Origin of the sequence: Inquilinus sp. 2KB_23 (assembly GCF_052115705.1) — a bacterium.
Classification (GTDB): Bacteria; Pseudomonadota; Alphaproteobacteria; order DSM-16000; family Inquilinaceae; genus Inquilinus; species Inquilinus ginsengisoli_A.
In genome coordinates, this window is record NZ_JBFRHF010000013.1 from 141,433 (window position 1) to 168,066 (window position 26,634).

The window sequence follows — 26,634 nt, forward strand, 5'->3', positions numbered from 1 at the left end:
GACAGCATGGCCGACCCGGGCAACGACCGCCGCATCGACTACATCGAGTTCACCGTCGCCGAGATCCCGCGCTCGCGCGACTTCTACGGCCGCGTCTTCGGCTGGCGCTTCACCGATTACGGCCCCGACTACTGCGAGTTCAACGACGGCCGGCTGACCGGCGGCTTCGCCCATGGCGGCACCATCAAGCCCGGCGGCCCGCTGGTGATCCTCTACGCCAGCGACCTCGCCGACACCCAGCGTCGGCTCGAAGAGGCCGGGGCCCGGATCGTCAAGCCGATCTTCGCCTTCCCCGGCGGCCGACGCCTGCATTTCCAGGACCCCGACGGCTACGAGCTGGCGGTGTGGTCGGACAGGTAGGGAGTGAACAGCGCTTCCAGATGCTCAGGCGTTGCGGGTCACCGCGCCCGCCCCTCATCGTCATTGCGAGCGCAGCGAAGCAATCCATCGGGCCGCTCGTGCGGGACCATGGATTGCTTCGTCGGCTTCGCCTCCTCGCAATGACGAGGGAAGGCGTTAGGGGCCTGGACTACCCCTTCGGCGCGGCGGTGCTGCCGCGGATGATCAGGCTGTAGGGCACGGTGACGCCGCGCTTCGGCCCGTCCAGGCCGGCCAGGCGGTCGGCCAGCAGGCGCATCGCGGCGTGGCCCAACTGCCGGGCCGGCTGGTCGATCGTGGTCAGGGGCGGGTCGTAGGCGGCGGCGAAGTAGATGTTGTCGAAGCCGACGATCGAGATGTCGTCCGGTACCTGCAAGCCCGCCTGCTTGATCGCGCGGATGGCGCCGATGGCGATCTCGTCGCTGCCGCAGAACACCGCGGTCGGCGGCTGCGGCAGGGCCAGCAGCGCCGCCATCTGCTCCGTCCCGGTCGGGATCGAGAAGGTGCCGTAGCGCACCAGTTCGGGCTCCAGCGCCAGCCCGGCCTCGGCCAGCGCGTCGGCATAGCCCTGGAACCGCTTCGGCGTCGCCGTGGTCGGCAGGCTGCCGCCTATATGGCCGATGCGGCGGTGCCCCAGCCCGATCAGGTGGCGCGTCGCCTCGCGCCCGCCGGCCTGGTTGTCGATCTCCACCACCGGCACGCCGCTGGTGACGATGCGCTCGATCACCGCCACCAGGCGCCGGCGCAGGGCCGGGGCCTTCAGCGTCTCCGGCAGCGCCCCGCCCAGGATCAGCATGCCGTCGACCGCGCCGGTCAGCAGCTGGCGCGCATGGTCCTCCGCCCGCGCCGGGTCGCCGGCGGTGTTGCCGATCAGCACATGGAAGCCGGCGGCCACTGCCGCCTCCTCGGCGCCCAGCAGCACCGCGGCGTGGAACGGGTTGGCGATGTTGGGCACCAGCACCAGGATCTGCCGCGCCTCCTGCAGGCGCAGGCTGCGGGCCATGCGGTTGACGACATAGCCGGTGTCGCGCACCGCCGCCGCCACCCGCTCGCGCGTCTCCTCGGTCACCCGGGGCGATCCGGCCAAGGCCCGGCTGACCGTCGCCACCGATACGCCGGCGATGCGGGCGATGTCGGTCATGCGCGGGCGGCCGGCCTCCGGCGCCAGGCTGCGGGCCCGGCTCACCGCCGGCTCTTTGAGGTCTGGATCATGTTTCCGACCATGCCTCGGAACGGCGATGCGGCCAAGGGGGGCGGGCTGGGGTCTGCCGCGCGCCGCGGACACCTTTCCGCCATCCTGATCTGCAGCATGGGTGCGGGGGATTCGTCCGGAGCGGGAGGGGACATGCGCGACGGCGGCCGGAACGACGCCATCGACGGGCTGCGCGGGATGTCGATCATCCTCGTGGTGCTGTTCCACATCCAGCTGCGCATCCCGTTCGAGCAGGCCGCGATCGGCGCCGCGCTGCCGCGCGAGCTGTTCAATGTGCTGTTCCGCAGCGGCTACTACGGCGTGGTCGTCTTCTTCACCATCTCCGGCTTCCTGATCACCTCCTCTTCGATCCGGCGCTGGGGCGCGCTGGAGCGGGTGCCGGCCGGCGCCTTCTACGGGCTGCGGTTCGCCCGCATCGTGCCCTGCCTGGCGCTGCTGCTGCCGGTGCTGGCGGCGCTGCACCTGGCCGGGGCCGACGGCTTCGTGATCGAGACCGTGTCGCTGGGCCGGGCCGTCTTCGCCGCGGCGACCTTCCACCTCAACTGGCTGGAGGCCGCGACCGGCTACCTGCCCGGCGCCTGGGACGTGCTGTGGTCGCTGTCGGTCGAGGAGGCGTTCTACCTGTTCTTTCCGCTGATCTGCCTCGCCGCCCGCCGCGGCTGGGCGGTCGCCGCCGTCCTGCTGGCCTTCGTCATCCTCGGCCCCTTCGCCCGCACCGCCTTCACCGCCAACGAGATCTGGGCCGACAAATCCTACCTCTCGGGGGCGGACGGCATCGCGCTGGGCTGCCTCGCCGCCTATGCCGCGCACCGGCTTCCCATCGGCAGGGCGGCGTCCCGCGCCTGCCTGGCCGGCGGGCTCGTGCTGGTGCTGCTGGTCTTCGTGTTCCGGCGCCAGACCTTCCAGCTCGGCCTGACCGAACTGGGGCTGAACGTGACCCTTCTGGGGATCGGCGTGGCGCTGCTGCTGGTGGCGCTGCGCGGCCGGTCCTTCGCCGGCGGCTCGGAGTTGTGGCTCCTGACCGCGCCGGTCCGCTGGTTCGGCCGCAACAGCTACGAGGTCTATCTGACCCATATGCTGGTGCTGACCCCGCTGGCGCCCCTGTTCGCCGCGACCGGCCAGGCAGCTGACCTGGCGCCGCTGTGGTTCCTCGGCCTGCTGCTGCTGTCGGGGCTGCTGGGGGACGTCGTCGCCCGATTCTATTCCGAGCCGCTGAACCGGACGATCCGGGCACGCCTGGCCGGCGCGACGCCGCCGTTCGACGCCCCGCGACGGAGGCCGGACGCCGCGGCCCGATGACCATTCCGAAAGAGACCGACACAGCCTTGACAGCCGATCCTCCCCACGGCATCGTCCGGTAACCAACTGGTTACTTGCCGATGACGGCACGCCGTCCTCGACGATGATTTCCGTTCAAGAAAAGATGACAGGGAGGCGCCGATGCATCGCCGATCCGTGCTGAAAACTGTCCTGGGGCTGGCCGGGGCGCTGCCCTTTGCCGGCATGGCGCGCGCCGAGGCGGCGCGGCTCCGCGTCACCTGGTGGGGCGGCGACGACCGGGCCCGCCGCACCCAGGAGCTGATGAAGCTGTACCAGCAGCGCAACGCCGAGGTCGAACTCCTGGGCGAGGTCAGCAATGCGGAATACTTCACCAAGCTCGCGACGCAGATCGTCGGCGGCAACGCCCCCGACATTTTCCAGCTCGAGCCCAACAGCTTCGCCGATTTCGTCCGGCGCGGCAGCGCGCTCGACCTCGGCGGCCTGATGCCCAGCCCGATCGACGCCAGCGGCTTCGGCAGCGGCATGCTCGATCTCTGCTCGGTCGACGGCAAGGTCTGGGGCATTCCCCATGCCCTCAACTCCTTCGGCCTGATGTACGACAAGGACGCGTTCGCCAAGGCGAACGTGCCTCCGCCCGACGACAAGACCAGCTGGGACGAGTATGCCGACCGCATGGTCGCGCTGACCAAGGCGGCGGGCCGGGACCAGTACTGGGGGTCCTGCGATGCCAGCGGTTACAGCTACGCCTTCCAGGTCTGGCTGCGCCAGCGCGGCCGCGACCTGTTCACCGCCGACCAGAAGCTGGACTTCGGCCAGGACGATGCGGCCGAATGGTTCGCCTATTGGGACCGGCTGCGGCAGCGCGGGGGCTGCGTGCCCGCCGACATCGCCGCCACCAGCCCGGATTCGACGATCAACCTGATGCCCCTGATCCAAGGCAAGGCGGCGACCAGCCTGGCCTTCTCCAACCAGATCGTCGGCATGCAGGCCACCACGCAGGTGCCGCTGGCCGTGACCATGTTCCCGAATGGCGGCCCCGGCGCGAAGCCCGGGCAGTTCTACCGGCCTGCGACCAGCTGGTCGATCTTCACCCGGTCGAAGAACCCCGAGGCGGCGGCACGCTTCATCAACTTCTTCGTCAACGATCCCGAGGCTGGCAAGATCCTCGGGGTCGAGCGCGGCGTGCCGATGAGCGCGGCGATGCGCGCCGCGATCCTGCCCACGCTGAAGCCGGTCGAGCGGGCCCAGGTGGACTACATCGATGCCATCGCGGACAAGGTCGGCCCCTATCCGCCGCCCCCGCCCAAGGGGTCGCAGCAGTTCGGCCGGCTGATGAAGCGCGCGGCCGATGCGGTGGCCTTCGGCAGCGTCTCGATCGCCGACGGCGCCGCCAGCCTGGTCGAGGATGCGCGCGGCATCCTCTGACCGCCTCGCAGCCCGAAGAAGGACACGAGCCTTGGCCGCTTCAGACCCGCCGGACACGATGCGCCACACCACGGCGGAGTTCGACGCGCATCCCTGGCTGTTCGAGCGTCACGCGACGGCCGGGCAGCGCCGTGAGCAGGGGGCCTTCCTCGCCGAGCTGGCGCAGCGCCTGGCGCTGCGGGTCGGCGAGGCCTGCTTCCTGTCGCCCAAGGCGCATATCTACCCGGACAGGCTGACGCTGGGGGACCGCTGCATCATCGCCGCCGGGGTGCGGGTGCATGGCGAGCTGACGGCTGGCGATCATTGCTCGCTGAACCTCAACGCGTCGGCGATCGGCACGGTGCGGATGGGATCCTGGGTGCGGGTCGCGGCCGGGGCGGTGCTCGCGGGCTTCGACCATGTCTCCGAAGATCCCGAGACGCCGATCGGCCTCCAGGGCGTGTCGTCCAAGGGCATCGAGATCGGGGACGACGTCTGGGTCGGCGCCAATGCGGTGGTCACCGACGGGGTCCGGATCGGCAGCCATTGCATCATCGCCGCCGGCGCGGTGGTCACCCGGGACGTGCCCGACTACGCCCTGGTCGGTGGCAATCCCGCCCGGCTGATCCGCGACCGCCGCAGCCCGCGCAAATCCGCCGGCAAGGACCCGGCCGCGACGTCCCTCCAGGCCTTCGATGCGCAGATCCTCGAGGATTGGCCCGGGATCCTGGCCGCCCATGTCGCGACGGCGCCCGGACCGGCGTCGCACTATCATGATCCGCGCAACCTGGGGAATGCGCCGTTCCGGGCCGATTGCGACGCCATCCAGATCGCGGCGATGTTCGGCGCGGTGCCGGCGCCCTATTCGGGTCCCGAATGGATCGCCCGCCTCGCGGCGCTGCAGGATCCGGAGTCGGGGCTGTGCTTCAACCCTGACACGCCCGATTCCGTCCGCCGCCAGCCGCCCCCCGAGCCCGGCGGCGACAACCTCTACAACATCCTGTGCGTCGGCTACGCCCTGGAATGCCTCGGCGCCGCATTCCCGCACCCGATCGCCTGGGCGTCGCGTCTCGATCCCGCGACGCTGCAGCGGGCGCTGGACGGCCTTCCCTGGGCGGAGCGCGGCTGGTCCTCGGGCGCCTGGGTCGACGCGCTGGGCACCGCCTATTGTTTCAACGCCCGGTCCTTCGACGATCCGGGCGAGCTCGCGACCCTGATCGGCTGGCTGACCACCCGGGCCGACCCGGTGACGGGCCTGTGGAGCGGGCCGACCGGCGACGACTGGCTGCAGCCGGTGAACGGCTTCTACCGCCTGACGCGGGGGACCTACGCCCAGTTCGGCATCCCGCTGCCCTATCCCGAGCGGACGATCGACGCGGTGCTGGCCCATCTCCGCCGCAACGGGCGGTTCGAGCGTGCGGGCTTCAACGCCTGCAACGTCCTCGACGTCGTCCACCCCCTGATGCTCTGCGCCCGGCAGACGGCGTATCGCGAGGCGGAGATCGCGGATGCCATGCGTCACTTCCTGGGCGCCGCGATCCGGCACTACACGCCGCGGCAGGGCTTCGCCTTCTCCCGCGACGAGGCGCCCGGCCTGCAGGGGACCGAGATGTGGCTGTCGATCATCGGCCTCGTCCTGGTGCATCTCGGCCTGGCCGGGACGGTCGGCTTCCGGCTGGCCGGCGTCCATCGCTGGGAACCGGCGCTGCCGATCGGCCAGATCCGCTGGCCGGTCCGTAGCTAACTCCAGACGCCGGAGACCGGGCGTGCCCGCTTGACCGTCAGTTCCGCCTCCAGCCAAGCACGGAACAGCTGCACCTTGCGCTGCCGCGCCTTGGCCTCGGTGGTCACGAACCAGTAGGCGATCTCGGTCGGCGCTGCGGTGGGGAAGGGGCGGACCAGCCGGCCGTCGGCCAGGGCGTCGGCGGCGATCAGCTGCCAGGCCATGAACACGCCCTGTCCGGCCAGCGCCGCCTCGATCGCCGGGATCGGGTCGGTGTAGGACGGGCCCGACAGGCGCGGCGGCGACGTCACCCCGGCCGCCGCGAACCATTCGGCCCAGGAGATCAGCGATCCCTCGTCGCGGATCACCGGCACGTCGCCCAGATCGGCCGGGCTGCGCAGCCGCGCCGCCAGCGACGGGGCGCAGACCGGGAACACGGTCTGGGGGATCAGCCGCTCGGCCATCACCCCCGGCCAGCCGCCACGGCCCATGCGGATGGCGCAGTCGACATCGCTCGAGGCCAGGTCGATCGACGCCGCGGTGGCGATGAAGCGCAGCTCGATCTGCGGGTTGGGGCCGGTGAAGCGCGACAGCCGCGGCACCAGCCAGCGCGCGGCGAAGGCCGACCCCGCGGTGACGGTCAGGATGCCGGCGCGTTCGGCCGCCAGGGCGCCGATGGCGTCGGCCAGCATGCGGAAGCCGGCATCCAGCATCGGCCGGATGCGCAGCAGGTCGGGGGTCGGCACCAGCCCGGCGGGGGTGCGCTCGAACAGCAGCAGGCCCAGCCGCGCCTCGGCCCGCCGGATGTGCTGGCTGACCGCGCCGGGGGTCACCCCGAGTTCGGCCGCGGCGACCGACAGCGATCCGCCGCGCGCCACCACGGCGATGGCGCGCAGCGCGTTCAGCGGGATCGGGAAGGGCGAGGCCATCCCGCCTGTTTATCGGAGGGTGGGGCGATTCACCACTCCCCGCCGGTCCGCTCCGCTACTTCGGATGCAGCGGCACCTGCTCATACTGCTCCAGGTCGAGCAGCTGTTGCCGGGGGATGTCCTGCACCGGCGCGTTGATCGAGGTCTGGTCCAGCAGGGTGGCGACGGTGTTGGCCTGCCGTGGCGTCCAGGCGTTCATCACCGTGATCGCCTGCTCCCGGGTGTTGCCGAGGGCCTCGAGCGCCTTGAGGATCGCCGGAGGGGAGCCTGGTGCCCGCTTCGGCGTGTTGGCCGGGTCGCGGGCCACCAGCAGGGCGGTCTCGCGCTTCACCCCGGCCGCGGTCAGGGCGCGGATGTTGGTGTCGTCATAGGCCGGCACCGTGACCATGCGCGACTGCAGCGACCGCACCAGCTCGCCCGGGATATCCTTCGGCGGGGTGCCGGCCTTGGCCTGCACCGCGAGCTGGTTGAGGCTGTCGGCGACGCCGCCGGCCTGCTCCGGCGTCCAGGAATTGACCACCGTGGCCATGTCCGCCTGGGAATAGCCGAGCTTTGTGAAGGTCGCGGTCAGCGCCGTGACCGGGTTGGTGTCGCCCTCGGATTCGCCCTGGGTCACGCTGGCGGTCACCAGGCCGGCGATGTCGCGGCGGACGCCCATGGCGGTCAGCCGCCGGGCGTCGGCACCGTCGTATTGCGGCAGCGGCAGGCCGTTCTGCCTGGCGAAGTCGACGAAGCCTTCGGCCAGCTTGCCCCCGGAATCGGTGCGGTAGGATTTGGCGAAATCGGCGACCCGCCCGGCCTGCTCCGGCGACCAGGAGTTCATCACCTGGGCCATCTCCGCCTGGGAATAGCCGAGATAGGAGAAGCCCTGCTGCAGCACCTGGCCGGCGGTGACGCGCTTGGGGTCGGGGGTCGGCCAGGCCGTGGTGCCGAGCTGGTCCGCGATCTCGTCGCGCACCCCCATGGCCTTGAACCGGCCGGCATCCGCATTGCCGTAGCGGGGCATCGGGATGCCGTTCTTCGGCGCCCAGTCCAGCACCGCCTGGGTCACGTTCTCCGCCGGGTGGCGCTTGTAGTACTTGATGTAGGTGGCGATCTTGTCCGCTTGGTCCGGCGTCCAGCTGTTCATCACCTCGGCCATGTCCTTGCTGGTGTAGCCGAGGTTCCAGAATGCCGCCATCAGGGTCGGGCCGGCGCTGCCCTGGTCCGAGCTCTGCGCCAGGGTGTGCAGGCCCAGCTTGTCGGCGACGTCGCCATGGACCCCCAGCGCCTTCAGGAAGTCGGCATCGGCGCCGTCGAACTCATGCGCCTTGTCCGCCAGGCTGGCGAAGTAGTTGATGCCGGAGGCGATCACCATCAGCGCCGCGCCGACACCGGTCCAGAAGGCGACGCCCCGGGTCGCCAGGAAGCCGAGCAGGCCTTCGGCCCCGGCGCCGCCGGCGGCCGCGGCCGCCGTCGATTCCGCGCCGACGATCTGGAAGCCGGGCGCCGAAAGGAAGGCGAGGTCGCCGGCGACGCTGAAGGCATAGCCGACGCTGTGCACCCAGCCGGTGTTGGGCTTGCCCATGTAGCCGAAGACGTTGACGGTGTCGGCGAAGACATAATAGGCGTCGCCGGTGTCCCGCAGGATGGCGCCGGCGATGCCCTTCAGCAGGCTCTTGGTGGTGACGCTGGCGGCCATGTGGTCGATGCGCCCGGCGGCCGCGTTGTAGGCCTTGTTGAACGGGGTGTTCGGGCGCCCGGTCGCATCCGTCCCGAAGATCCGCTTCCGCAGCTCCGGCGATATGCCGGCATTGGCCGCGGCCGACAGCGACATGGATGCGTGCACCGGGACGTAGACGGCGTCGACCAGCTTGTCGACGAAGGCGGTGCTGTTGAGTGCGCCGGACAGGCATTCCGCCGCGTTCCGGGCGAACAGGTACGAGCTGGTCGCCGCCGAGAACCGGCCGAGGGCATTCGAGCCCTTCAGCAGCTGCTGCGCCCGGGGCGAAAGCTGGTCGGTCTTGCCGGCGAGCAGGTTCCTGTAGTCGCCGGGGGGCATCGACCGCTTGAGCTGCTCCTGCAGCCCGAAGGTCAGCAGCAGCCGGTTCGACCGCAGGAACCAGGTCGGGTTGGTGTGCTTGGGTTCGCGCGGGGCTGCCGCCAGCAGGGTCTGGGCGTCGGTCGGCGGCAGCATCGGCCCGGGCACGGTGTAGTTCTTGATCTTGCCGGTCTCGAAGCCGTCGACGTTCTTGAGCGCCCCGCCATAGAGGGCGAGCGCCCGGGTGATGCTGTCGGAGCGTTCGTTCAGCCAGGTGGTGCGCTGGCCGTCCTGCTCCAGCGTGTTCGCCTTGTCCGGGTGGTCGGCCAGCAGCTTCTGGATCGCTGCCGCCTGGTCCTCGGGCGACAGGGTGCTGCCCCAGGTCTGCAGCGGCACGCCGATGAAGTCGCCGTCCTTCAGCGTCTTCTCCTCATGCGCCTTGACCGTGCCGCTGAAATTCTCGAGGCCCTTGGTCGCGGCCCACAGAATGGCGTCGCGCATCGGCGCCGGGTTGTTGTCGCTGATCTTGGGGCTCTTCTCCTGGCCGGCCAGCTGGTCCAGCCGGACGGTCATGGCCAGCGACAGGGTGACGTTCCCCTCCTCTCCGGCATGGGCCAGCAGCTCGGGAAGGTTCATCATGTTGAGCGGGTTGAGATGGTCGCCCGTGACCTCCTCGCTGCGCAGCTTGTCGACCATGTACCCCGCCAGGGCGTCGACCGCGGCCTTGCCCTGGCCCGGCGTGTCGCCATCGCCACAGACCACGTTCTGGCTGGCCTGGGCCAGGTCGCTGATCACCTTCTTCGCGTCCTTGAGGTCGGGCCCCGGGCGCCATTTGGCGACCTCGTCGACGCAGCCGCGCGCGATGGCGCTGACCCGCGGGTCGCTCATCACCTGGCCGCCGAGGATCGGGATCGTCCGGTTCGTGTCGGTCAGCTCGGCCAGCTTCGCCGCGGCGGCCTTGGCCCCGTCCTTGCCGCCCTTGCCCCAGGCCGCCTCGATCTCGCGGATCGGCCGTTCCAGGAACACCTCCTGGTGGGCCTCGCTGAAGCCCTTCTGCACCGCCGCCAGATACTGCGCGGTGTCGCCGCCGGCATAGGTCTTGTAGACGCCGGTGAGATGGGTCATCGCCGCCACCAGGGCCTGCGGCTCCGGAGTGTCCTTGGCGGTGCTGTCGGCCGCGGCGATCACCCGCTGTCTGACCAGGGCGGTGACGTCGTCGTACTTGCCGTCGGCGCCGAGCTTCTGCACCGCGGCGGCGCCGTCCGCCGTCCGGTCGTCGACCTTCCACTCGTTCAGCTTCTGCGCCTTGGCGGTGCGGATCGCTTCCTGGAACACCGGGTCGTCCGGCGCGCGGGCCGCGATCGGCTGGATCAGCGCGTCGAAGTCCGGCGCGCTCTGCTCGGTCGCGGCGTAGTCGATCTCCTGGGCCACGACGGCGGCCAGGTCGTCCTTGGTCTGCTGGCGCTCGTAATCCGAGATTTTCGGGTCCGACGCCTCGGCCAGCAGCTGCCGCTGCTGGCCGAGATAGCCGAGCCGGGTCTCGTCCAGCACGATGATGGTGTCGTCCGCCTGCAGCCTGCGGTCGGTGCCGGGCGCCGCGGCGGGGCGGTTGCCGAAGGGCAGGGGGTCGAGCTTGGGCGTGGCCGGCAGCTGCGCGTGCAGCGCGTCGTTGTCGGTGAAGTCGAAGCCCTCGTCGCGGATGAAGATGCGGAACGGCCAGGCCTCTCCGACCTTGTGCTCGTTGATCCCCAGCGGCTTGGCGCCGGGCGGGAACGGGCCGAGCGCGGGCGGTGCGTCGGTCGGGGCGGCGGGAGCCTGGGCGGGCTGGGCCGGGGCCTGCTGCCGGGCCAAAGCGAGCGACTGCTCGAAAGAGGGGGCATCGCGCCTGAGGGTGCGCCAGGGAGGGGGCGGCTGACGCGTGACCGGACCGACCATGGGGCATCTCCTTTGCAGGGGATTTATGGTGTTTCGTTTTGCTCTTGGCGGCTGATTGATTGTTTCGCGTGATGCGCGAGAGGCCGCGACCCGAAAGCGGCAGTTGTGTGAAAACACATTCGATCGGTGAAGGTTTCAGGACAGCGGTCATATTTCGGACCGGATGCCGCCGGCGGCCGCGCACACCGGGAGCGTCAGACATCGCACTATAGAGATTTTCTATAGTCGTGGAGAGACACTGTCCATCCCAGGCGGGCGCGCGCCGCCCTATCTATGGAGAATGTCTGGTCCAGGAGGCCATCATGACACTCTTCTCGTGGCGCCGCTCCCAGCGGCGCGATCCCGACGGCGCCGAGGCGCTGCTGGCGATGACCCCGCGCCAGCTGGCGGATCTGCCCTTCTGGGTCGAGCCGCCGCAGCCCGACTGCGCCGAGGACGAGCTGGCGCGCCGGCCGGTCACACCCCGAACCGCGCCGCGGCGTCTGCCAGCCTGACCGTCAGCAGCGGCCGCAACCCGGCCAGGATTGCCAGCGGCCCGGTGGGCGGCAGGTCCCAGATGGCGCCGCCGAGGCCCAGGCGGCCGGTGGCGCGGGACCGTGTCGCCACCACCCGGCCGCCCTCCGGCTGCAGCGTCAGCAGCCGGACCGGCAGGCGGAAGGGCAGGGTGCGTCCCGGCCGCTCGCTGGTGGCCGCGACCAGGCCGTCGGCATCGGCCAGGGCGGTGCGGCCGGCGATGGTCTCGAACCGGCCCAGCCGCTTCGGGATCGCCCACAGCGCCCGGCCGCCGGCCAGCGAGGCCGGGCTGTCGACCCAGGCGGCGGTGACGGCGGCGCCGAACTGCCGGCCCAGCCGCACCGGCACCGCGACCACCAACTCGCGATAGGCCAGGTCGCCGCGGTCTTCCCAATCCGCCCGCACCGTCAGCAGCAGCGCCGTGCCGCCCCAGCCCAGCGACCGGGCGCCGGACGGTAGCGGCCCCGGCAGGGCGTCGCGCGGGATCCGCCACAGCGCCGCATCGAGGGTGCCGCGCAGGCGCCAGGGCGGCGCTGGATAGGGGGGCTGGATCATGCCGTTTCGGTGTACAGCAGGCAGCCCGGGGGCTCCATGCCGAAGCGCCGATGGGGCCGGATCGGACCGTTGAATCCGGGATTGCATCCGGGCCGTCAAAAACGAACTTGGATTGCGAGTTTTGCGACCTCACCAACTAGGTATTGACGTAGACCGCCATAAAGACGTCAATATCTAGACATCACGGGCGCTACAGGGAATCCGGTGCGCTATTCGTCGGCAAGGCCGGAGCTGCCCCCGCAACTGTAAGCGGCAAGGCTCTTTCGTCGTCTTGAGTCACTGGTGGGGCAACCTGCCGGGAAGGCGAGACGGAAGGGTCGATACCGCGAGCCAGGAGACCGGCCCGTGATCGTGAAGAACGTCCTCGGGCGGGGTGCCTCGATGGTGCGTCAGTCGGATTGCGTCGGCTTGCCGACGCTATTGTCGACTCCGCGTCATCGGCCCAAGCCCCTCTACATCTATGGGGTTAGCCGATGTCCGCCATCCAGGAAACCGACCGCGCGCTCGCTGGCGCACCTGCCGCCCCCGCCGCGCCACGCGCCCCCTCGAATCAGAAGGCCGCCGAACCGGCCTACCAGGTGATCCGCCGCAACGGCGCGGTCACCGCCTTCGACGCCGCCAAGATCTCGGCGGCGCTGACCAAGGCGTTCCTGGCGGTCGAAGGGTCGGGCGCCTCGGCCTCGCGCCGGGTGCATGACATCGTCGAGGAGCTGACCGGCCAGATCGCCGCGGCGCTGACCCGCCGGGCCGACCACGGCCGCACCTTCCACATCGAGGAGGTCCAGGACCAGGTCGAGCTGGCGCTGATGCGCGGCGAGCACCACAAGGTCGCCCGGGCCTATGTCCTGTACCGGGCCGAGCGGGCGCGCGAGCGGGCGGCGGCCGCGGCGCGGATCGAGGCCTCGCCGGTGGCGGCGGTGCTCAACGTCACCGCGGCCGACGGCAGCCGCGCGCCCCTGGACCAGGCCCGCCTGGTGCGGCTGGTCGAGGAGGCCTGCGCCGGCCTCGCCGACGTCGCGGCCGAGCCGGTGCTGACCGAGACCCGCCGCAACCTCTATGACGGCATCAGCGAGGCCGAGCTGGCCCTGGCGCCGATCATGGCGGCGCGCACCCTGATCGAGACCGAGCCGAACTACAGCCAGGTCAGCGCCCGGCTGCTGCTCGACCTGCTGCGGCACGAGGCGCTGTCCTTCGTGTATGGCCGGCCGACCCGCGCCACCCATGCCGAGATGGTCGAAGGCTATGCCGAATACTTCCCGGCCTATGTGAAGAAGGGCATCGCGGTCGACCTGCTGGACCCGGAGCTGGCGCGCTACGACCTGAAGAAGCTCGCCGCGGCGCTGAAACCGGAGCGCGACCTGCAGTTCCAGTTCCTCGGACTGCAGACGCTGTATGACCGCTATTTCCTGCAGACCGAAGGCATCCGCTTCGAGCTGCCGCAGGTGTTCTTCATGCGCGTCGCCATGGGGCTGGCCGCGCGGGAGATCGACCGCGAGGCCCGGGCGATCGAGTTCTACGACCTGATCTCCTCCTTCGACTTCATGTGCTCGACGCCGACGCTGTTCAACGCCGGCACGCCGCGGCCGCAGCTGTCCTCCTGCTTCCTGACCTCGATCGCCGACGACCTCGACGGCATCTTCAAGGCGGTGAAGGACAACGCCCTCTTGTCGAAATACGCCGGCGGCCTGGGCAATTCCTGGACCCGGGTGCGCGGCCTGGGCGCCCATATCCGCGGCACCAACGGCCAGTCGCAGGGCGTCGTGCCGTTCCTCAAGGTCGCCAACGACACCGCCATCGCGGTCAACCAGGGCGGCAAGCGCAAGGGCGCGGTCTGCGCCTATCTCGAGACCTGGCACGTCGACATCGAGGAATTCCTCGACCTGCGCAAGAACACCGGCGACGACCGGCGCCGCACCCATGACATGAACACCGCCAACTGGGTGCCGGACCTGTTCCTGCAGCGGGTCGAGGCCGACGGCGCCTGGACCCTGTTCTCGCCGGACGAGGTGCCCGACCTGCACGACCTCTATGGCCCGGCGTTCAAGACCGCCTATGAGGCCTATGAAGCCAAGGCTGCGCGCGGCGAGATCCGCGTCCACAAGCAGGTCCGCGCGCTCGACCTGTGGCGCCGCATGCTGACCATGCTGTTCGAAACCGGGCATCCCTGGGTCACGTTCAAGGACCCCTGCAACATCCGCTCGCCGCAGGGTCATGTCGGCGTCGTGCACTCCTCGAACCTGTGCACCGAGATCACGCTGAACACCTCGGATGACGAGGTCGCGGTCTGCAATCTCGGCTCGATCAACCTGGCCAACCACGTCACCGAGCGCGGCCTCGACCGGGCGCGGCTGGAGCGCACCATCCGCACCGCGATGCGGATGCTCGACAACGTCATCGACATCAACTTCTACACCATCCCGGAAGCCCGCCGTTCCAACCTGCGGCACCGCCCGGTCGGGCTCGGCATCATGGGCTTCCAGGATGCGCTGCAGGCGCTGCGTCTGCCGATCGCGTCGGACGAGGCGGTGCGCTTCGCCGATGAGAGCATGGAGGTGATCAGCTATCACACCATCGCCGCATCGGTGGATCTGGCGGCCGAGCGCGGGCGCTACCCGTCCTTCGAGGGCTCGCTGTGGAGCCGCGGCATCCTGCCGATCGACTCGATCGAGTTGCTGGCCGAAGCCCGCGGCGGCGTGCTGGAGATGGACCGCTCCAAGACGTTGGACTGGGACGGGCTGCGCGATCGGGTGCGCAGCACCGGGATGCGCAACTCCAACACCATGGCGATCGCGCCGACCGCGACCATCTCCAACATCTGCGGCGTCGCCCAGTCGATCGAGCCGGCGTTCCGCAACCTCTACGTCAAGGCCAACATGTCGGGCGACTTCACGGTGGTGAATCCCGGCCTGGTGCGCGACCTCAAGGCGCTCGGCCTGTGGGACGAGGTGATGATCTCGGACCTGAAGTATTTCGACGGCAGCCTCGGCGCCATCGACCGGGTGCCGGACGACCTCAAGGCGCTGTACGCCACCGCCTTCGAGATCGATGCCAGCTGGCTGGTCGAGGCGGCGTCGCGCCGGCAGAAGTGGATCGACCAGGCCCAGTCGCTGAACCTGTACATCGCCAACCCCAACGGCAAGAAGCTGGACGCGCTGTACCGGCTGGCGTGGAAGCGCGGCCTGAAGACCACCTACTATCTCCGGGCGATGAGCGCGACCCATGTCGAGAAGTCGACGCTGAAGGGCACCGACGGCAAGCTGAACGCCGTCGCCAGCGCGCCGGTCGCCGCGGCGCCGGCTGCGGTCGCCGCGGCGCCGATCGTGGTGGTGCCTGCTCCGGTGGTGGCCACCTCCGCCTTCGGCACCGACGACCTGACGATGGCCGACGGCGCGCCGATGGTCTGCCCGATCGACGACCCGACCTGCGAAGCCTGCCAGTAACCGCTGGACTCACCACCATGGCGGCCGGTCCTCACCAGGGCCGGCCGCCATTTTTTATGTCCGTCGCGCCTCCGCGTCCGAAAACCGCTTCGTCTTCCCCGCCCGTGTCGCCGGCCGGAAAGGGAATGTCGCTTTCACGAGCCTCGATCGGCCGGGGGCATGCTTCAATCTGGGTGTTCAAGGTGCCGCCGGCCCGGGAGGTCCGGCGGAGAATTGGGAAGCCGGTTCAACGCCGGCGCTGCCCCCGCAACGGTGGCGGAGCACATCGCCTCGACCGAGACCACTGGGCGACGCAAGCCCGGGAAGGTGTCGAGACGGTCCGGAAGGACGGCTCCGAAGCCCGGAAACCAGCCTTGAGCATGGTGAACTCGACTGATCGCGGTGGGCGATCAAGGGGCAGTGTGCAGCGGGCCGGTCCCAAGACCTGACGGGCGCGCACCATTCCCTCCTCTCGCCCATCCGACCAGTCCTTGGAGGCCCGGGGACGGACGATGGACGCGCGCGACACGATGCTGAGGCTGCTCCGCAGCCACCGGGATGGCTTCAGCCTTGAACAGCCCTTCTATACCGACCCGGATTTCTTCCGGCTCGATATGGAGATGATCTGGTACCGCGACTGGCTGTTCGTCGGCCATGATTGCGAGCTGGCGAAGCCGGGCCAGTACTTCACGGTGCAGGTCGGCGCCTATCCGGTGGTGCTGGTGCGCGACCAGGGCGGACGGATCCGCGCCTTCCACAACGCCTGCCGGCATCGCGGCAGCCGCGTCTGCTCCGCGCAGAAGGGCACGTCGGCCCGGCTGGTCTGCCCCTATCACCAGTGGACCTACGACCTCGACGGCAGCCTGCTGTTCGCCCGCCAGATGGCCGATGGCTTCGACAAGACCCAGTACGGGCTGAAGCCGGTCGCCTGCGAAAGCGTCGGCGGCTACATCTTCATCTGCCTGGCCGACCAGCCGGCGGATTTCGCGCCGTTCCGCGCGCTGATGGAGCCGTATTTCGCGCCGCACCGGCTGACCGAGGCCAAGATCGCCTTCGAGAGCACCATCATCGAGAAGGGCAACTGGAAGCTGGTCTGGGAGAACAACCGCGAGTGCTATCACTGCGTGGCCAACCATCCCGAGCTGTGCAAGACCTTCCCCGAGGCGCCGAACGTCACCGGCGTCGCCGGCGCCGACAGCGACCCCGAGATGGTGGCGCATTGGGCCAAGTGCGAGGCGGCCGGCCTGGAGGCGAAGTTCCGCATCGACCCCGCCGGCCAGTTCCGTGCCACCCGGGCGCCGCTGCTGCGCGACGCGGTCAGCTACACCATGACCGGCAGGCGGGCGGTGAAGCGCGGCCTGTCCGACCAGGTCACCGCCGACCGCATCGGCGCGCTGATGCTGTACCACTACCCCACCACCTGGAACCACGTGCTGATCGACCACGCCGTGACCTTCCGGGTGCTGCCGATCAGCGCCACCGAGACGGCGGTGACCACCAAATGGCTGGTCCACAAGGACGCGGTCGAGGGCGTCGACTACGATTTGGCCGAGCTGACCCATGTCTGGACCGAGACCAACGACCAGGACCGCCGGATCGTCGAGGAGAACGCCTTCGGCATCCAGTCGCCGTCCTACGAGCCCGGCCCCTATTCCGAGATGCATGAGGGCGGGGTGATCCAGTTCGTCGACTGGTACACCCGCTTCATGGAGCCGCGCCTGGCCGAAGGCAGCAAACCGCGCCTCAGGGTCGCGTGAAGGGGAGGCGGTCGTGAACGCAGTGACGTCGGATCTCCCGCTCTACCGCCATCTCGACCAGATGGTGCCGTGGAACGACCGGCTCCAGGTGCTGGAATGCGTCGGCGTGTTCGACGAGGCGCCGGAGGTGAAGACCTTCACCTTCCGCTCCGACAACCAGACCTGGTTCCGCTACCAGCCGGGCCAGTTCGTGACGCTGGAGCTGCCGGTCGGCGACGAGCTGGTGATGCGGACCTACACGCTGTCGTCCAGCCCGTCGCGCCCGTTCTCGATTTCCGTCACGGTCAAGGCGCAGCCGGGCAGCATCGGCACGCGCTGGATGTTCGACCATCTGACGCCGGGCACCCGCATCAAGGCCTATGGGCCGGCCGGCGACTTCACCCATCACAACCACCCCTCCGGCAAGTACCTGTTCATCTCGGCCGGGTCCGGCATCACCCCGATGATGTCGATGCTGCGCTGGCTGAACGATTGCGCGCCGTGGACGGATGTCGCCTTCGTCAACTGCGCGCGTCGGCCCGAGGACATCATCTTCCGCAAGGAGCTGGAGCTGCTGGGCAGCCGCATGCCCGGCCTGTCGCTCGGCTTCCTGATCGAGGAGCGGTCGTCGCGCGAAAGCTGGTTCGGCCATATGGGCCGGATCGACGCGGTGCGGATGCCGCTGCTGGTCCAGGATTTCCGCGACCGCGAGGTGTTCTGCTGCGGGCCGGACCCGTTCATGCGCGCGGTGCGCGAGATGCTGGGCGCCGCCGGCTTCGACATGGCGCATTACCACCAGGAGAGCTTCGGCGCGCCGCCGCCCGAGGCCCCGGCCGCGCCCGTCACCGAGCCCCTGGAGGGCGTGCCGGGTGAGCCGATCGTGGCGCCGATGCCGGTCCGCTTCGCCCTGTCCGATGTGACCGGCGACTGCCTGCCGGGCCAGACCGTGCTGCAGACCGCCCGGGCGTCGGGCGTGCGCATCCCGGCGGCCTGCGAGCTCGGCCTGTGCGGCACCTGCAGGGTGAAGAAGCTCTCCGGCACCGTCGAGATGAACCACAATGGCGGCATCCTCGACCATGAGATCGAGGACGGCTTCATCCTCGCCTGCTGCTCCAAGCCGCTCTCGGCCATCGAGATCGAGGCCTGACCATGAGCGGCAGAAGCATCGCGCCCGTCAGCCGGCCCGGCCCGCGGATGGCGGAGGCGGTCTCGGCCCTGCCGCCGCCGGAGCAGGTGTTCCTCGACTGGCTGATGTGGTTGCCGGCCGATGCGGATGTCGAGGCGGCGGCGCGGCGCGAGATCGCCCGGCTGGACCGGCGGATGCCACTGGCCGCGGAGGCGGAGCACCTTCGCCTGCTGTTCCAGGCCGTCCTCGGCGACGGCCCGCGAGCGAGTTCGACCCTCTAGCCGGACCCAGGGGGACGCGTCTCCCCGGGCCCGGTTCAAATCACGACAGAGTCCTTGGGAGGAGACGAAGATGAGCAAGAACAGAGGCGTGGTATATCTCGGGCCCGGCAAGGTCGAGGTCCAGGACATCGACGACGCCAAGCTGGCGGCGCCCAGCGGCCGCAAGATCGGCCACGCGGTCATCCTGAAGGTGCTGTCGACCAACATCTGCGGGTCGGACCAGCACATGGTCCGCGGCCGCACCACGGCCCCGGCCGGCCTCGTGCTCGGCCATGAGATCACCGGCGAGGTGATCGAGACCGGCGCCGATGTCGAGATGCTGCAGGTCGGCGATGTCGTCTCGGTGCCGTTCAACGTCGCCTGCGGCCGCTGCCGCACCTGCCGCTCGCAGGACACCGGCGTCTGCCTCACGGTCAACCCGGCCCGCGCCGGCGGCGCCTATGGCTATGTCGACATGGGCGGCTGGATCGGCGGGCAGGCGCGCTACGTCACCGTGCCCTATGCCGATTTCAACCTGCTGAAGTTCCCGGACCGCGACCGGGCCATGAGCAAGATCCGCGACCTGACCATGCTGTCCGACATCCTGCCGACCGGCTTCCACGGCGCGGTCAAGGCGGGCGTCGGCGTCGGGTCGATCGTCTATGTCGCCGGCGCCGGCCCGGTCGGGCTGGCGGCCGCCGCCTCGGCCCGCATCCTCGGCGCCGCCGTGGTCATGGTCGGCGACTTCAATAAGGAACGGCTGGCCCATGCCAGGAAGGTCGGGTTCGAGCCGATCGACCTGTCGGCCAGCGACCGCCTCGGCGACATGATCGCCCAGGTGACCGGCAGCAACGAGGTCGACAGCGCGATCGACGCGGTCGGCTTCGAGGCGCGCGGCCACAGCGGCGGCGAACAGCCGGCCATCGTCCTGAACCAGATGATGGAGATCACCCGCGCCGCCGGGTCGATCGGCATCCCCGGGCTGTACGTCACCGAGGATCCGGGCGCGGTCGATGATGCCGCGAAGGTCGGCAGCCTGTCGCTGCGCCTCGGCCTCGGCTGGGCCAAGGCGCAGTCCTTCCACACCGGCCAGACCCCGGTGCTGAAGTACAACCGCCAGCTGATGCAGGCGATCCTGCACGACCGGCTGCCGATCGCGGATATCGTCAACGCCCAGGTGATCTCGCTGGAGGACGCTGCCCGGGGCTACGAGAGCTTCGACCAGGGTGCCGCCAAGAAGTTCGTGCTCGACCCGCACGGGGTGCTGCCCAAGGCGGCGTAAGCCGAAGCGGGCGGGGAGGGCGCGCCTTCCCCGCCCGCGCTCAGCTCTCGGTGCGCGCCGCGGCCGTCGTCACGATCTCTGCCTAGACGAGGTTGACCTCGACGCCGATGTTGCCACGGGTGGCCTTGGAGTAGGGGCAGGTCTGGTGCGCGGCATCCACCAGCGCCCGGGCGACGTCGGGCTCCAGCCCCGGCAGGCTGACGTTGAGCCGGGCCTGGAGGAGGTAGCCGCCATCCGCGGTGCCCAGGTCGACTTCGGCGTCGACGGCCAGGTCGGCCGGAAGGGCGATCTTCAGCTTGCGCGCGGCCAGCCCCATCGCGCCGATGAAGCATGCGGACCAGCCGGCGGCGAACAACTGCTCCGGATTGGTGCCGCTGCCCGGGGTGCCGGGCGACGACAGCATGATGTCCAGCCGGCCGTCGGAGCTGCGGGACGCGCCGTCGCGGCCGCCGGTGGTGTGGGTCTTGCCGGTGTACAGCACGGTTTCGATCGGGGTCATGGCGAGATCCTTAGAAGCGATTGACGGAAACGAGGGGGTCGGTCGCCGGGGCGGGGCCGGCGAAGGGCGGCCCGGCCGGGCGGCGGCGCCTGGCCTTGGCGTGGGCATCGGTGAGGTTGCGCCGGCGCCAGGCGCTCGGGGGTTCTCCCACCCAGCGCCGGAACAGCCTCGACAGATGCGCCTGGTTGGCCAGGCCGCAGGCCAGTGCGATGTGACTCAGCGGATCCTCCGTGGTCAGCATCAGATGCCGGGCCAGGTCCAGCCTCAGCCGGATGATGTGCATGTGCGGGGTGGTCCCGAAGCTGGCCTTGAAGGCCCGGCAGAAATGGCTGACGCTGAGCGCGACCTGGCCGGCCAGCGTCTCGACGGACAGCGGGTGCTCCAGGTGCCTTCTCAGATAGCGGTCGATCTTGTGCTGCTGCCACGGGGCAAGGCCGCCGCGAACGCCGGCCCGTTCGGCCGCCGGCACTGTGAGGTGCGTGACCAGCCGCAGGGCCGCGGCATGCGCGGCTTCCGGGTTCAGGTCCATCGCGCGGCGGACGTCCTCGAGGAGATCCTCGGCTGGCGATATGCGGTCCATGATCGATGCTCCCGTCGGCAGGTTGCGGGCGCATCCAAGCAGAGGTCGTGGCGAAACTCCTGTTATGGCTTGCGAAGGGTTGTGAGCGGCCGCCTACGGGCGGCCGCCGCAAGGTGACGCAGGACGTAGGGGGCGTGGGAAATACGGGCTAGGATACGGCCGGGTTGGGGCGGGCACGGAAGCGGACGAATGACGACAGGGCCGTCGAGGCAGGCCAGAGATGCGATCTCCTTCGGTCCTTTCAGCCTGGTCGTCAGTGAACGGCTGCTGACGAAGGACGGCGTCCCGGTCGAACTGGGCGCACGGACCCTCGACACCTTGATCGCCCTGGTGTCCCGGCCCAACGAGGTCATCGGCAAGCGGGAGCTGATGGCCCAGGTGTGGCCCGACGTCATCGTGGAGGAGGGCAGCCTGCGGTTTCACATCGCCGGCCTGCGCAAGGCCATGGGCGACGGCCGGGACGGGGCGCGATACATCACCACCCTGGCCGGCCGGGGCTATTGCTTCGTCGCGCCGGTCTCGCGGTCGGCCGGCAAGGTCGAAGGGCCGCCGACGCCCGCCGCGGCTCCGGTTCCCGGCGCCACCTTCCTCCCGACCCGCCTGGCGCGGATGGTCGGGCGGGAAGAGGGCGTCCAGACGTTGTCGGCCCAGCTCGCCGCGTCGCGCTTCGTCACCATCGTGGGGCCCGGCGGGGTCGGCAAGACCACGGTCGCTGTGGCGGTCGCGCATGATGTGCTGGACTCCTTCGCCGGGGCCGCGCTGTTCGTCGATTTCGGGATGCTGAGCGATCCGGGGATGGTGGCCGCATCCGTGGCCTCGATGCTGGGCATGCCGATCCGGTCCGACGATCCGGCCCCCAGCTTGATCGCCTTTCTGCGCGACCGGCATTTCCTCCTGATCCTCGACAATTGCGAGCATGTCATCGAGGCCGCCGCGACGCTGGCGGAGCGCATCTTCGCGGCCGCGCCGCAGGTCCATATCCTGGCGACCAGCCGCGAAGCCCTCCGGGTCGAGGGCGAGCAGGTCCACCATTTGGCGCCGCTGGCCTGCCCGCCGGACGATCCGGGGCTGACCGCGGCGGCGGCCCTGGCATTCCCCGCCACCCAGCTGTTCGTGGAGCGCGCGACGGCCAGCGGCGCCCGCCTGGACCTCGGCGATGCCGACGTCGCGATCGTGTCGGGCCTCTGCCGCCGCCTCGACGGCATGGCGCTGGCGATCGAGCTGGCCGCCGGGCGGGTCGGGGCCTATGGCCTGCAGCAGACCGTGACCCTGCTCGACCAGCGCCTGAGCCTGCTGTGGCCGGGGCAGCGCACCGCGCCGGCGCGCCAGAAGACGCTGCAGGCCACGCTGGACTGGAGCTACGGGCTGTTGTCCGAGCTGGAACGCGTCGTGCTGCGCCGGCTGGCCGTGTTCGTCGGGCACTTCACGATGGAGGCGGCGCTGGCGATCGTGACCAGCCCGACCGTCGACCAGGCCCTCGTCTTCGGCGCCATCGACAGCCTCGTCGCCAAATCGATGGTCGCGACCCGCCCGGTCGGCGCCATGATGCGCTACCGGCTGCTGGAGACGACGCGCGCCTACGCCCTCGACATCCGGGTCGACGACGCCGAGCTCGCCGATCTGGCCCTGCGCCACGCCACCTACTACCGGCGATGGCTCGATCGGGCCGAGGCGGAATGGCCGACCCTGCCGAACGCGGCGGAGCGGGTGTACCGCCTCAGCGGCCTCGGCAATGTGCGCGCGGCCCTGGAATGGTGCTTCGGCGCCAATGGCGATGTCCGGGCCGGAATCGGGCTTGCCGCCGCCGCCGCGCCGATCTTCCTGGCGATGTCCCTGCTGACCGAATGCCTTCGCTGGTCGCAGCGCGCGATCCTGGCGCTCGACGACGCCACCTGCGCGGGGACGGAGGAGATGCATCTCCAGGCGGCGCTGGGCATGTCGCTGATGTTCACCCGCGGCAGCGCCGAAGAGGCGCGGACGGCCCTGAACCGTGGCCTCGCCATCGCCGAAGACCGCGGCGACGCCTTCGACCGGCTGCAGCTGCTGGGCCCGCTGCACATGTTCCATGTGCGCATCGGGGATTTCCGGTCCGCGGTGCGCTACGCCCAGCGCAGCGCCGCTGTCGCCGCCACCACCCAGGATCCCGCCGCCGTGGCGCTGGCCCATTCCCTGCTGGGCATCGCGCTCCACCTGACCGGCGACCTCGATGATGCCCGCCGGGAGCTCGAGGCCGCGGTGCAGCACGGGCCACGCTCGCACCGCACCAGCCAGATCTATCTCGGCTTCGACCACCACAGCTGGGCCGGCATCGCCCTGGCCCGGACCCTGTGGCTGCAGGGCCATCCGGACCAGGCCGTGGACCGGCTGCGCCGGACCGCCGGCGACGCCCAGCGCATGGTCCATCCGGTCACCCTGTCCGTCGTGCTGAATTGGGCGATCTCCATCTTCTTCTGGACCGGCGATCTCCGCAGCGCTGAGGAGTATATGGGCCGGTTCATCGCCCATGCCGAATCCCAGTCCATGGGACCCTATCTCGCGGTCGGGCGCGGCTACGGGGGCGAGATGGCGATCCGCCGCGGCGACGCGGAAGCCGGGATCGCGCATGTGCGGGGCTGCCTGGAGGAGCTCCACGCCGCGCGCTACGAGCTGCTGACCACCGCCTTCAACCTTTCGCTCGCCCAGGGGCTGGCGGCGACCGGCCGGGTCGCCGAGGGCATCGCGCTGCTTGACGAGGTGGCGCGGCTGGTCGAGGCCAATGGCGACCACTCCTACAGGCCGGAGCTGCTGCGAGTGAAGGGCGTCCTGCTGCTGGCGATGCCGCAGCCGATGCCCGACGCGGCGGAGGCGTGCTTCCGGCAGTCGCTCGAATTGAGCCGCCGCCAGGCCGCTTTGGCGTGGGAGCTGCGCACCGCGATCGACCTGGCGGCGCTGGTGGCCGCGCAGGGACGGCCCGCGGACGCCCGGGCGCTGCTGCAGCCGGTGTTCGATCGCTTCGGCGAGGGCTGGGACACCGCGGATCTGCAGGCAGCCGCGCGCCTGCTGGCGACCCTGGGCTAGCCCGATCCACGCGTGATCCTGGGGCCGAGACCGCAACCCCATATCCAGCGCGGTACGAGCCGGGGCACACCACCTATAGTCATTTTTGCCTTTGTCGGCGCCGCCGATTTCCCCTAGTGTCCGGGGTTCAGATTCGAGGGGTGTGGGCGTCGAACATCCACGGCTCCGAGCGAACCGACTCCATCAAGTTTCGAAGGCTGCGTTGATGCTCACGTCCAGGCCCAGGCCCGCGTCGCCGAGCGTTCTGCACTGCAGCTGAGCACGGGAAGACAGCGGATATGACGATGCTCGACTGGTCCGATTCCACCACCGCGGCGCCGGCACGGACCGCGCCGGTCGCCGATGAGCCCACGGGCCTCGCCACCGGCCTCGGCTCGATCGACCGCAGCGGCGGCCGCGTCAGCATCGACGACAAGGCGATGATCAACTGCCGCGCCGATGTGAACCAGCTGCTGCCGATGAAGTACCGCTGGGCGTGGGAGAAGTACCTGTCCGGCTGCAACAACCACTGGATGCCGACCGAAGTCTCGATGCAGGCCGACATCGCGCTGTGGAAGTCGCGCGACGGGCTGACCGAGGATGAGCGCCGGTCGGTGAAGCGCAATTTGGGCTTCTTCGCCGCCTCGGAATCGCTGGTCGCCAACAACATCGTGCTGGCGATCTACCGCCATCTGACCAACCCGGAATGCCGCCAGTACCTGCTGCGCCAGGCCTTCGAGGAGGCGGTGCACACCCACACCTTCCAGTACATCGTCGAAAGCCTCGGCCTGGACGAGGGCGAGCTGTTCAACATGTACCGCGAGGTGCCGTCGATCACCGACAAGGCCGCCTGGGCGCTGCAATACACCCAGAACCTGGCGGACCCGGACTTCCACACCGGCACGCCGGCCTCGGACCAAGCGTTCCTGCGCGACCTCGTGGCCTTCTACGTCGTGTTCGAGGGCATGTGGTTCTACACCGGCTTCGCCCAGATCCTGTCGCTCGGCCGGCGCAACAAGATGGTCGGCATCGCCGAGCAGTACCAGTACATCCTGCGCGACGAGTCGATTCACCTGAACTTCGGCATCGACGTCATCAACCAGATCAAGATCGAGAACCCGCACCTCTGGACGCCGGCGTTCCAGGAGGAACTGCGGCGGATGCTGGCCGAGGCCTGCGCGCTCGAGGTCGCCTACGGTCGGGACACCATGCCGCGCGGCTTCCTCGGCCTCAACGCCGGGCTGTGCGAGCAGTACATGCACGTCATCACCAACCGCCGCTGCGCCCAGATCGGCCTGGCCCCGGTGTTCCCGGAGACCGAGAACCCGTTCCCCTGGATGTCCGAGGCGATGGACCTGAAGAAGGAGAAGAACTTCTTCGAGACCCGGGTGATCGAGTACCAGAACGGCGGCGCCCTGACCTGGGAGTAGGAGGCCGTCTGGAAACGGTCTCCAAGGCCGGTTCGGCCGAAGGACGGCGTTGCCTCCGACCCAGGCCGGGCCTAGCGTTCAGGCCGGACCAGCGGGAGCGGGGGCATGCAGCGCATCTTGATCCTGGGCGCGGGGTTCGCCGGGCTGTGGGCCGCGGCCGGCGCGGCGCGGGCGCTCGACGCCCTGGGCGTCGGGCCCGACCGGGTCGAGGTGACGCTGGTCAATCGCGACGCCTGGCACGGCATCCGCGTGCGCAACTACGAGGCCGACCTCGACGCGATCCGCGTACCCCTGGCCTCGGTGCTCGACCCGATCGGCGTGCGCCTGGTCGAGGGCGAGGTGACGGGCATCGATCTCGCGCGGCGCAGCGTCCGGTGCACGGTCGCGGGGGCGGAGATGGCGCTGCCCTATGACCGCCTGGTCTTCGCGCTCGGCAGCGGCCTCGCCCGGCCGGCGATCCCGGGGCTCGCGGAGCACGGCTTCGACATCGACACCTTCGCCGGTGCCCGCCGCCTGGCCGACCATCTGGCCGGGCTGGGCGGCCAGCCGGCATCGCCGGGGCGCGACACCGTCCTGGTCGTCGGCGCCGGCCTGACCGGGATCGAGGCCGCGACCGAGATGGTGGACCGGATCGGACCATCGGGCCGGGTGATCCTGGCCGACCATGCGCCGCAGGTCGGCTCCGACATGGGCGACAGCGCCCGGCCGGTGATCGAGACCGCCCTGGCCGCGCTGGGTGTCGAGACCCGGATGGGCGTGTCGGTCGCGGCGCTGGATGCCGGCGGGGCGACGCTGTCGACCGGCGAGGTGATCCCGGCCGCGACCGTGATCTGGTGCGCCGGCATGCGGGCCAGCCCGCTGACCGCCCAGTTCCCGGTGGAGCGCGACCGGCTGGGCCGGCTGCCGGTCGACCCGACCCTGAAGATCACCGGCCTCGGGGCCGAGTTCGCCGTCGGCGATTCGGCGCGGGCGATGGTCGACGACAGCCGCGCCTCGGTGATGTCCTGCCAGCACAGCCGGCCGATGGGCCGCTTCGGCGGCCACAACGTGGTCGCCGACCTGCTCGGCCAGCCGCTGCTGCCGATGCGGATCGAGTGGTACACCACCATCCTCGACCTCGGCGCCTGGGGCGCTGTCTACACCGAGGGCTGGGACCGGCAGGTGGCGGCGCAGGGGGCGGCGGCGAAGCAGACCAAGCAGATCATCAACCGCCAGCGCATCTATCCGCCGCTGACCGGCGACCGCCGTGCCATCCTCGATGCCGCCGCCCCGGTGATCCAGGCGCCGCCGCAGCGGTTCCGCTGACGCCCACGCC

General features: G+C 70.2%; 19 protein-coding genes and 2 riboswitches. Of the genes, 13 read left to right on the forward strand and 6 right to left on the reverse strand.

The window, feature by feature from the left end; all coding sequences use genetic code 11:
* Positions 1-6: 6 nt before the first annotated feature.
* A complete protein-coding gene (locus AB4112_RS18225; protein WP_441721703.1) occupies positions 7-360 on the forward strand; it encodes a VOC family protein in 354 nt (117 codons plus the stop codon).
* Between the two features lie 169 nt (positions 361-529).
* On the opposite strand, the gene AB4112_RS18230 is transcribed toward AB4112_RS18225, so the two are convergent.
* Positions 530-1,564, reverse strand: coding sequence for a LacI family DNA-binding transcriptional regulator (locus AB4112_RS18230; RefSeq protein WP_309794737.1), 1,035 nt, complete (start codon positions 1,562-1,564; stop codon positions 530-532).
* Positions 1,565-1,723: 159 nt separating this feature from the next.
* Here AB4112_RS18230 and AB4112_RS18235 point away from each other — a divergent pair, with 159 nt between their 5' ends.
* From AB4112_RS18235 to AB4112_RS18245, 3 genes are all read left to right on the forward strand, one after another.
* Positions 1,724-2,890, forward strand: coding sequence for an acyltransferase family protein (locus AB4112_RS18235; RefSeq protein ID WP_441721706.1), 1,167 nt, complete (start codon positions 1,724-1,726; stop codon positions 2,888-2,890).
* Positions 2,891-3,031: 141 nt separating this feature from the next.
* The gene (locus AB4112_RS18240) at positions 3,032-4,297 is read left to right on the forward strand and encodes an ABC transporter substrate-binding protein (RefSeq protein ID WP_441721709.1); all 1,266 of its coding nucleotides are present in this window, start codon (positions 3,032-3,034) and stop codon (positions 4,295-4,297) included.
* 31 nt (positions 4,298-4,328) lie between these two features.
* On the forward strand, positions 4,329-6,020 hold the full coding sequence (locus AB4112_RS18245) for an acyltransferase (RefSeq protein ID WP_441721712.1): 1,692 nt from the start codon (positions 4,329-4,331) through the stop codon (positions 6,018-6,020).
* On the opposite strand, the gene AB4112_RS18250 is transcribed toward AB4112_RS18245, so the two are convergent.
* The gene (locus AB4112_RS18250) at positions 6,017-6,928 is read right to left on the reverse strand and encodes a LysR substrate-binding domain-containing protein (protein ID WP_441721715.1); all 912 of its coding nucleotides are present in this window, start codon (positions 6,926-6,928) and stop codon (positions 6,017-6,019) included. The genes AB4112_RS18245 and AB4112_RS18250 overlap by 4 nt on opposite strands.
* Positions 6,929-6,983: 55 nt before the next feature.
* Complete coding sequence (locus tag AB4112_RS18255; RefSeq protein ID WP_441721718.1) at positions 6,984-10,883, reverse strand: hypothetical protein; 3,900 nt, start codon at positions 10,881-10,883, stop codon at positions 6,984-6,986.
* A 302-nt stretch (positions 10,884-11,185) separates the two neighbouring features.
* Here AB4112_RS18255 and AB4112_RS18260 point away from each other — a divergent pair, with 302 nt between their 5' ends.
* Positions 11,186-11,377 (forward strand): hypothetical protein, encoded by a 192-nt coding sequence (locus tag AB4112_RS18260; RefSeq protein ID WP_441721720.1) that lies wholly within the window; start codon positions 11,186-11,188, stop codon positions 11,375-11,377.
* Here the strand turns inward: AB4112_RS18260 and AB4112_RS18265 are convergent.
* Entirely contained in the window at positions 11,340-11,951 is a 612-nt protein-coding gene (locus tag AB4112_RS18265) for an acetoacetate decarboxylase family protein (protein WP_441721723.1), read from the reverse strand. The genes AB4112_RS18260 and AB4112_RS18265 overlap by 38 nt on opposite strands.
* A gap of 168 nt (positions 11,952-12,119) precedes the next feature.
* Positions 12,120-12,312, forward strand: a riboswitch (cobalamin riboswitch).
* Between the two features lie 112 nt (positions 12,313-12,424).
* Here AB4112_RS18265 and AB4112_RS18270 point away from each other — a divergent pair.
* The 5 genes from AB4112_RS18270 to fdhA all read left to right on the forward strand — a co-directional run bounded on the left by AB4112_RS18270 (position 12,425) and on the right by fdhA (position 19,774).
* Positions 12,425-15,391 carry a ribonucleoside-diphosphate reductase subunit alpha gene (locus AB4112_RS18270; protein ID WP_441721726.1) on the forward strand — a complete coding sequence of 989 codons (2,967 nt, stop codon included), beginning with the start codon at positions 12,425-12,427 and terminating at the stop codon, positions 15,389-15,391.
* Positions 15,392-15,554: 163 nt separating this feature from the next.
* Positions 15,555-15,761: riboswitch (cobalamin riboswitch) on the forward strand.
* A 121-nt stretch (positions 15,762-15,882) separates the two neighbouring features.
* Positions 15,883-17,127, forward strand: a complete 1,245-nt coding sequence (locus AB4112_RS18275; RefSeq protein ID WP_441721729.1) for an aromatic ring-hydroxylating oxygenase subunit alpha — start codon at positions 15,883-15,885, stop codon at positions 17,125-17,127.
* A 13-nt stretch (positions 17,128-17,140) separates the two neighbouring features.
* The gene (locus AB4112_RS18280; protein ID WP_441721731.1) at positions 17,141-18,253 is read left to right on the forward strand and encodes a 2Fe-2S iron-sulfur cluster-binding protein; all 1,113 of its coding nucleotides are present in this window, start codon (positions 17,141-17,143) and stop codon (positions 18,251-18,253) included.
* A 2-nt stretch (positions 18,254-18,255) separates the two neighbouring features.
* A complete protein-coding gene (locus AB4112_RS18285) occupies positions 18,256-18,513 on the forward strand; it encodes a hypothetical protein (RefSeq protein ID WP_441721734.1) in 258 nt (85 codons plus the stop codon).
* 70 nt (positions 18,514-18,583) lie between these two features.
* Complete coding sequence (gene fdhA / locus AB4112_RS18290; protein ID WP_441721737.1) at positions 18,584-19,774, forward strand: formaldehyde dehydrogenase, glutathione-independent; 1,191 nt, start codon at positions 18,584-18,586, stop codon at positions 19,772-19,774.
* Positions 19,775-19,856: 82 nt separating this feature from the next.
* Here fdhA and AB4112_RS18295 read toward each other — a convergent pair whose 3' ends face one another.
* Positions 19,857-20,273, reverse strand: a complete 417-nt coding sequence (locus tag AB4112_RS18295) for an organic hydroperoxide resistance protein (protein ID WP_441721739.1) — start codon at positions 20,271-20,273, stop codon at positions 19,857-19,859.
* Positions 20,274-20,283: 10 nt separating this feature from the next.
* A complete protein-coding gene (locus tag AB4112_RS18300) occupies positions 20,284-20,853 on the reverse strand; it encodes a helix-turn-helix domain-containing protein (RefSeq protein ID WP_441721742.1) in 570 nt (189 codons plus the stop codon).
* A 189-nt stretch (positions 20,854-21,042) separates the two neighbouring features.
* Here AB4112_RS18300 and AB4112_RS18305 point away from each other — a divergent pair, with 189 nt between their 5' ends.
* The 3 genes from AB4112_RS18305 to AB4112_RS18315 all read left to right on the forward strand — a co-directional run bounded on the left by AB4112_RS18305 (position 21,043) and on the right by AB4112_RS18315 (position 26,624).
* Positions 21,043-23,910 carry an ATP-binding protein gene (locus AB4112_RS18305; RefSeq protein ID WP_441721745.1) on the forward strand — a complete coding sequence of 956 codons (2,868 nt, stop codon included), beginning with the start codon at positions 21,043-21,045 and terminating at the stop codon, positions 23,908-23,910.
* Between the two features lie 284 nt (positions 23,911-24,194).
* The gene (locus AB4112_RS18310) at positions 24,195-25,319 is read left to right on the forward strand and encodes a ribonucleotide-diphosphate reductase subunit beta (protein ID WP_441721748.1); all 1,125 of its coding nucleotides are present in this window, start codon (positions 24,195-24,197) and stop codon (positions 25,317-25,319) included.
* A 105-nt stretch (positions 25,320-25,424) separates the two neighbouring features.
* Positions 25,425-26,624, forward strand: coding sequence for an NAD(P)/FAD-dependent oxidoreductase (locus tag AB4112_RS18315; protein WP_441721751.1), 1,200 nt, complete (start codon positions 25,425-25,427; stop codon positions 26,622-26,624).
* Positions 26,625-26,634: the final 10 nt, after the last annotated feature.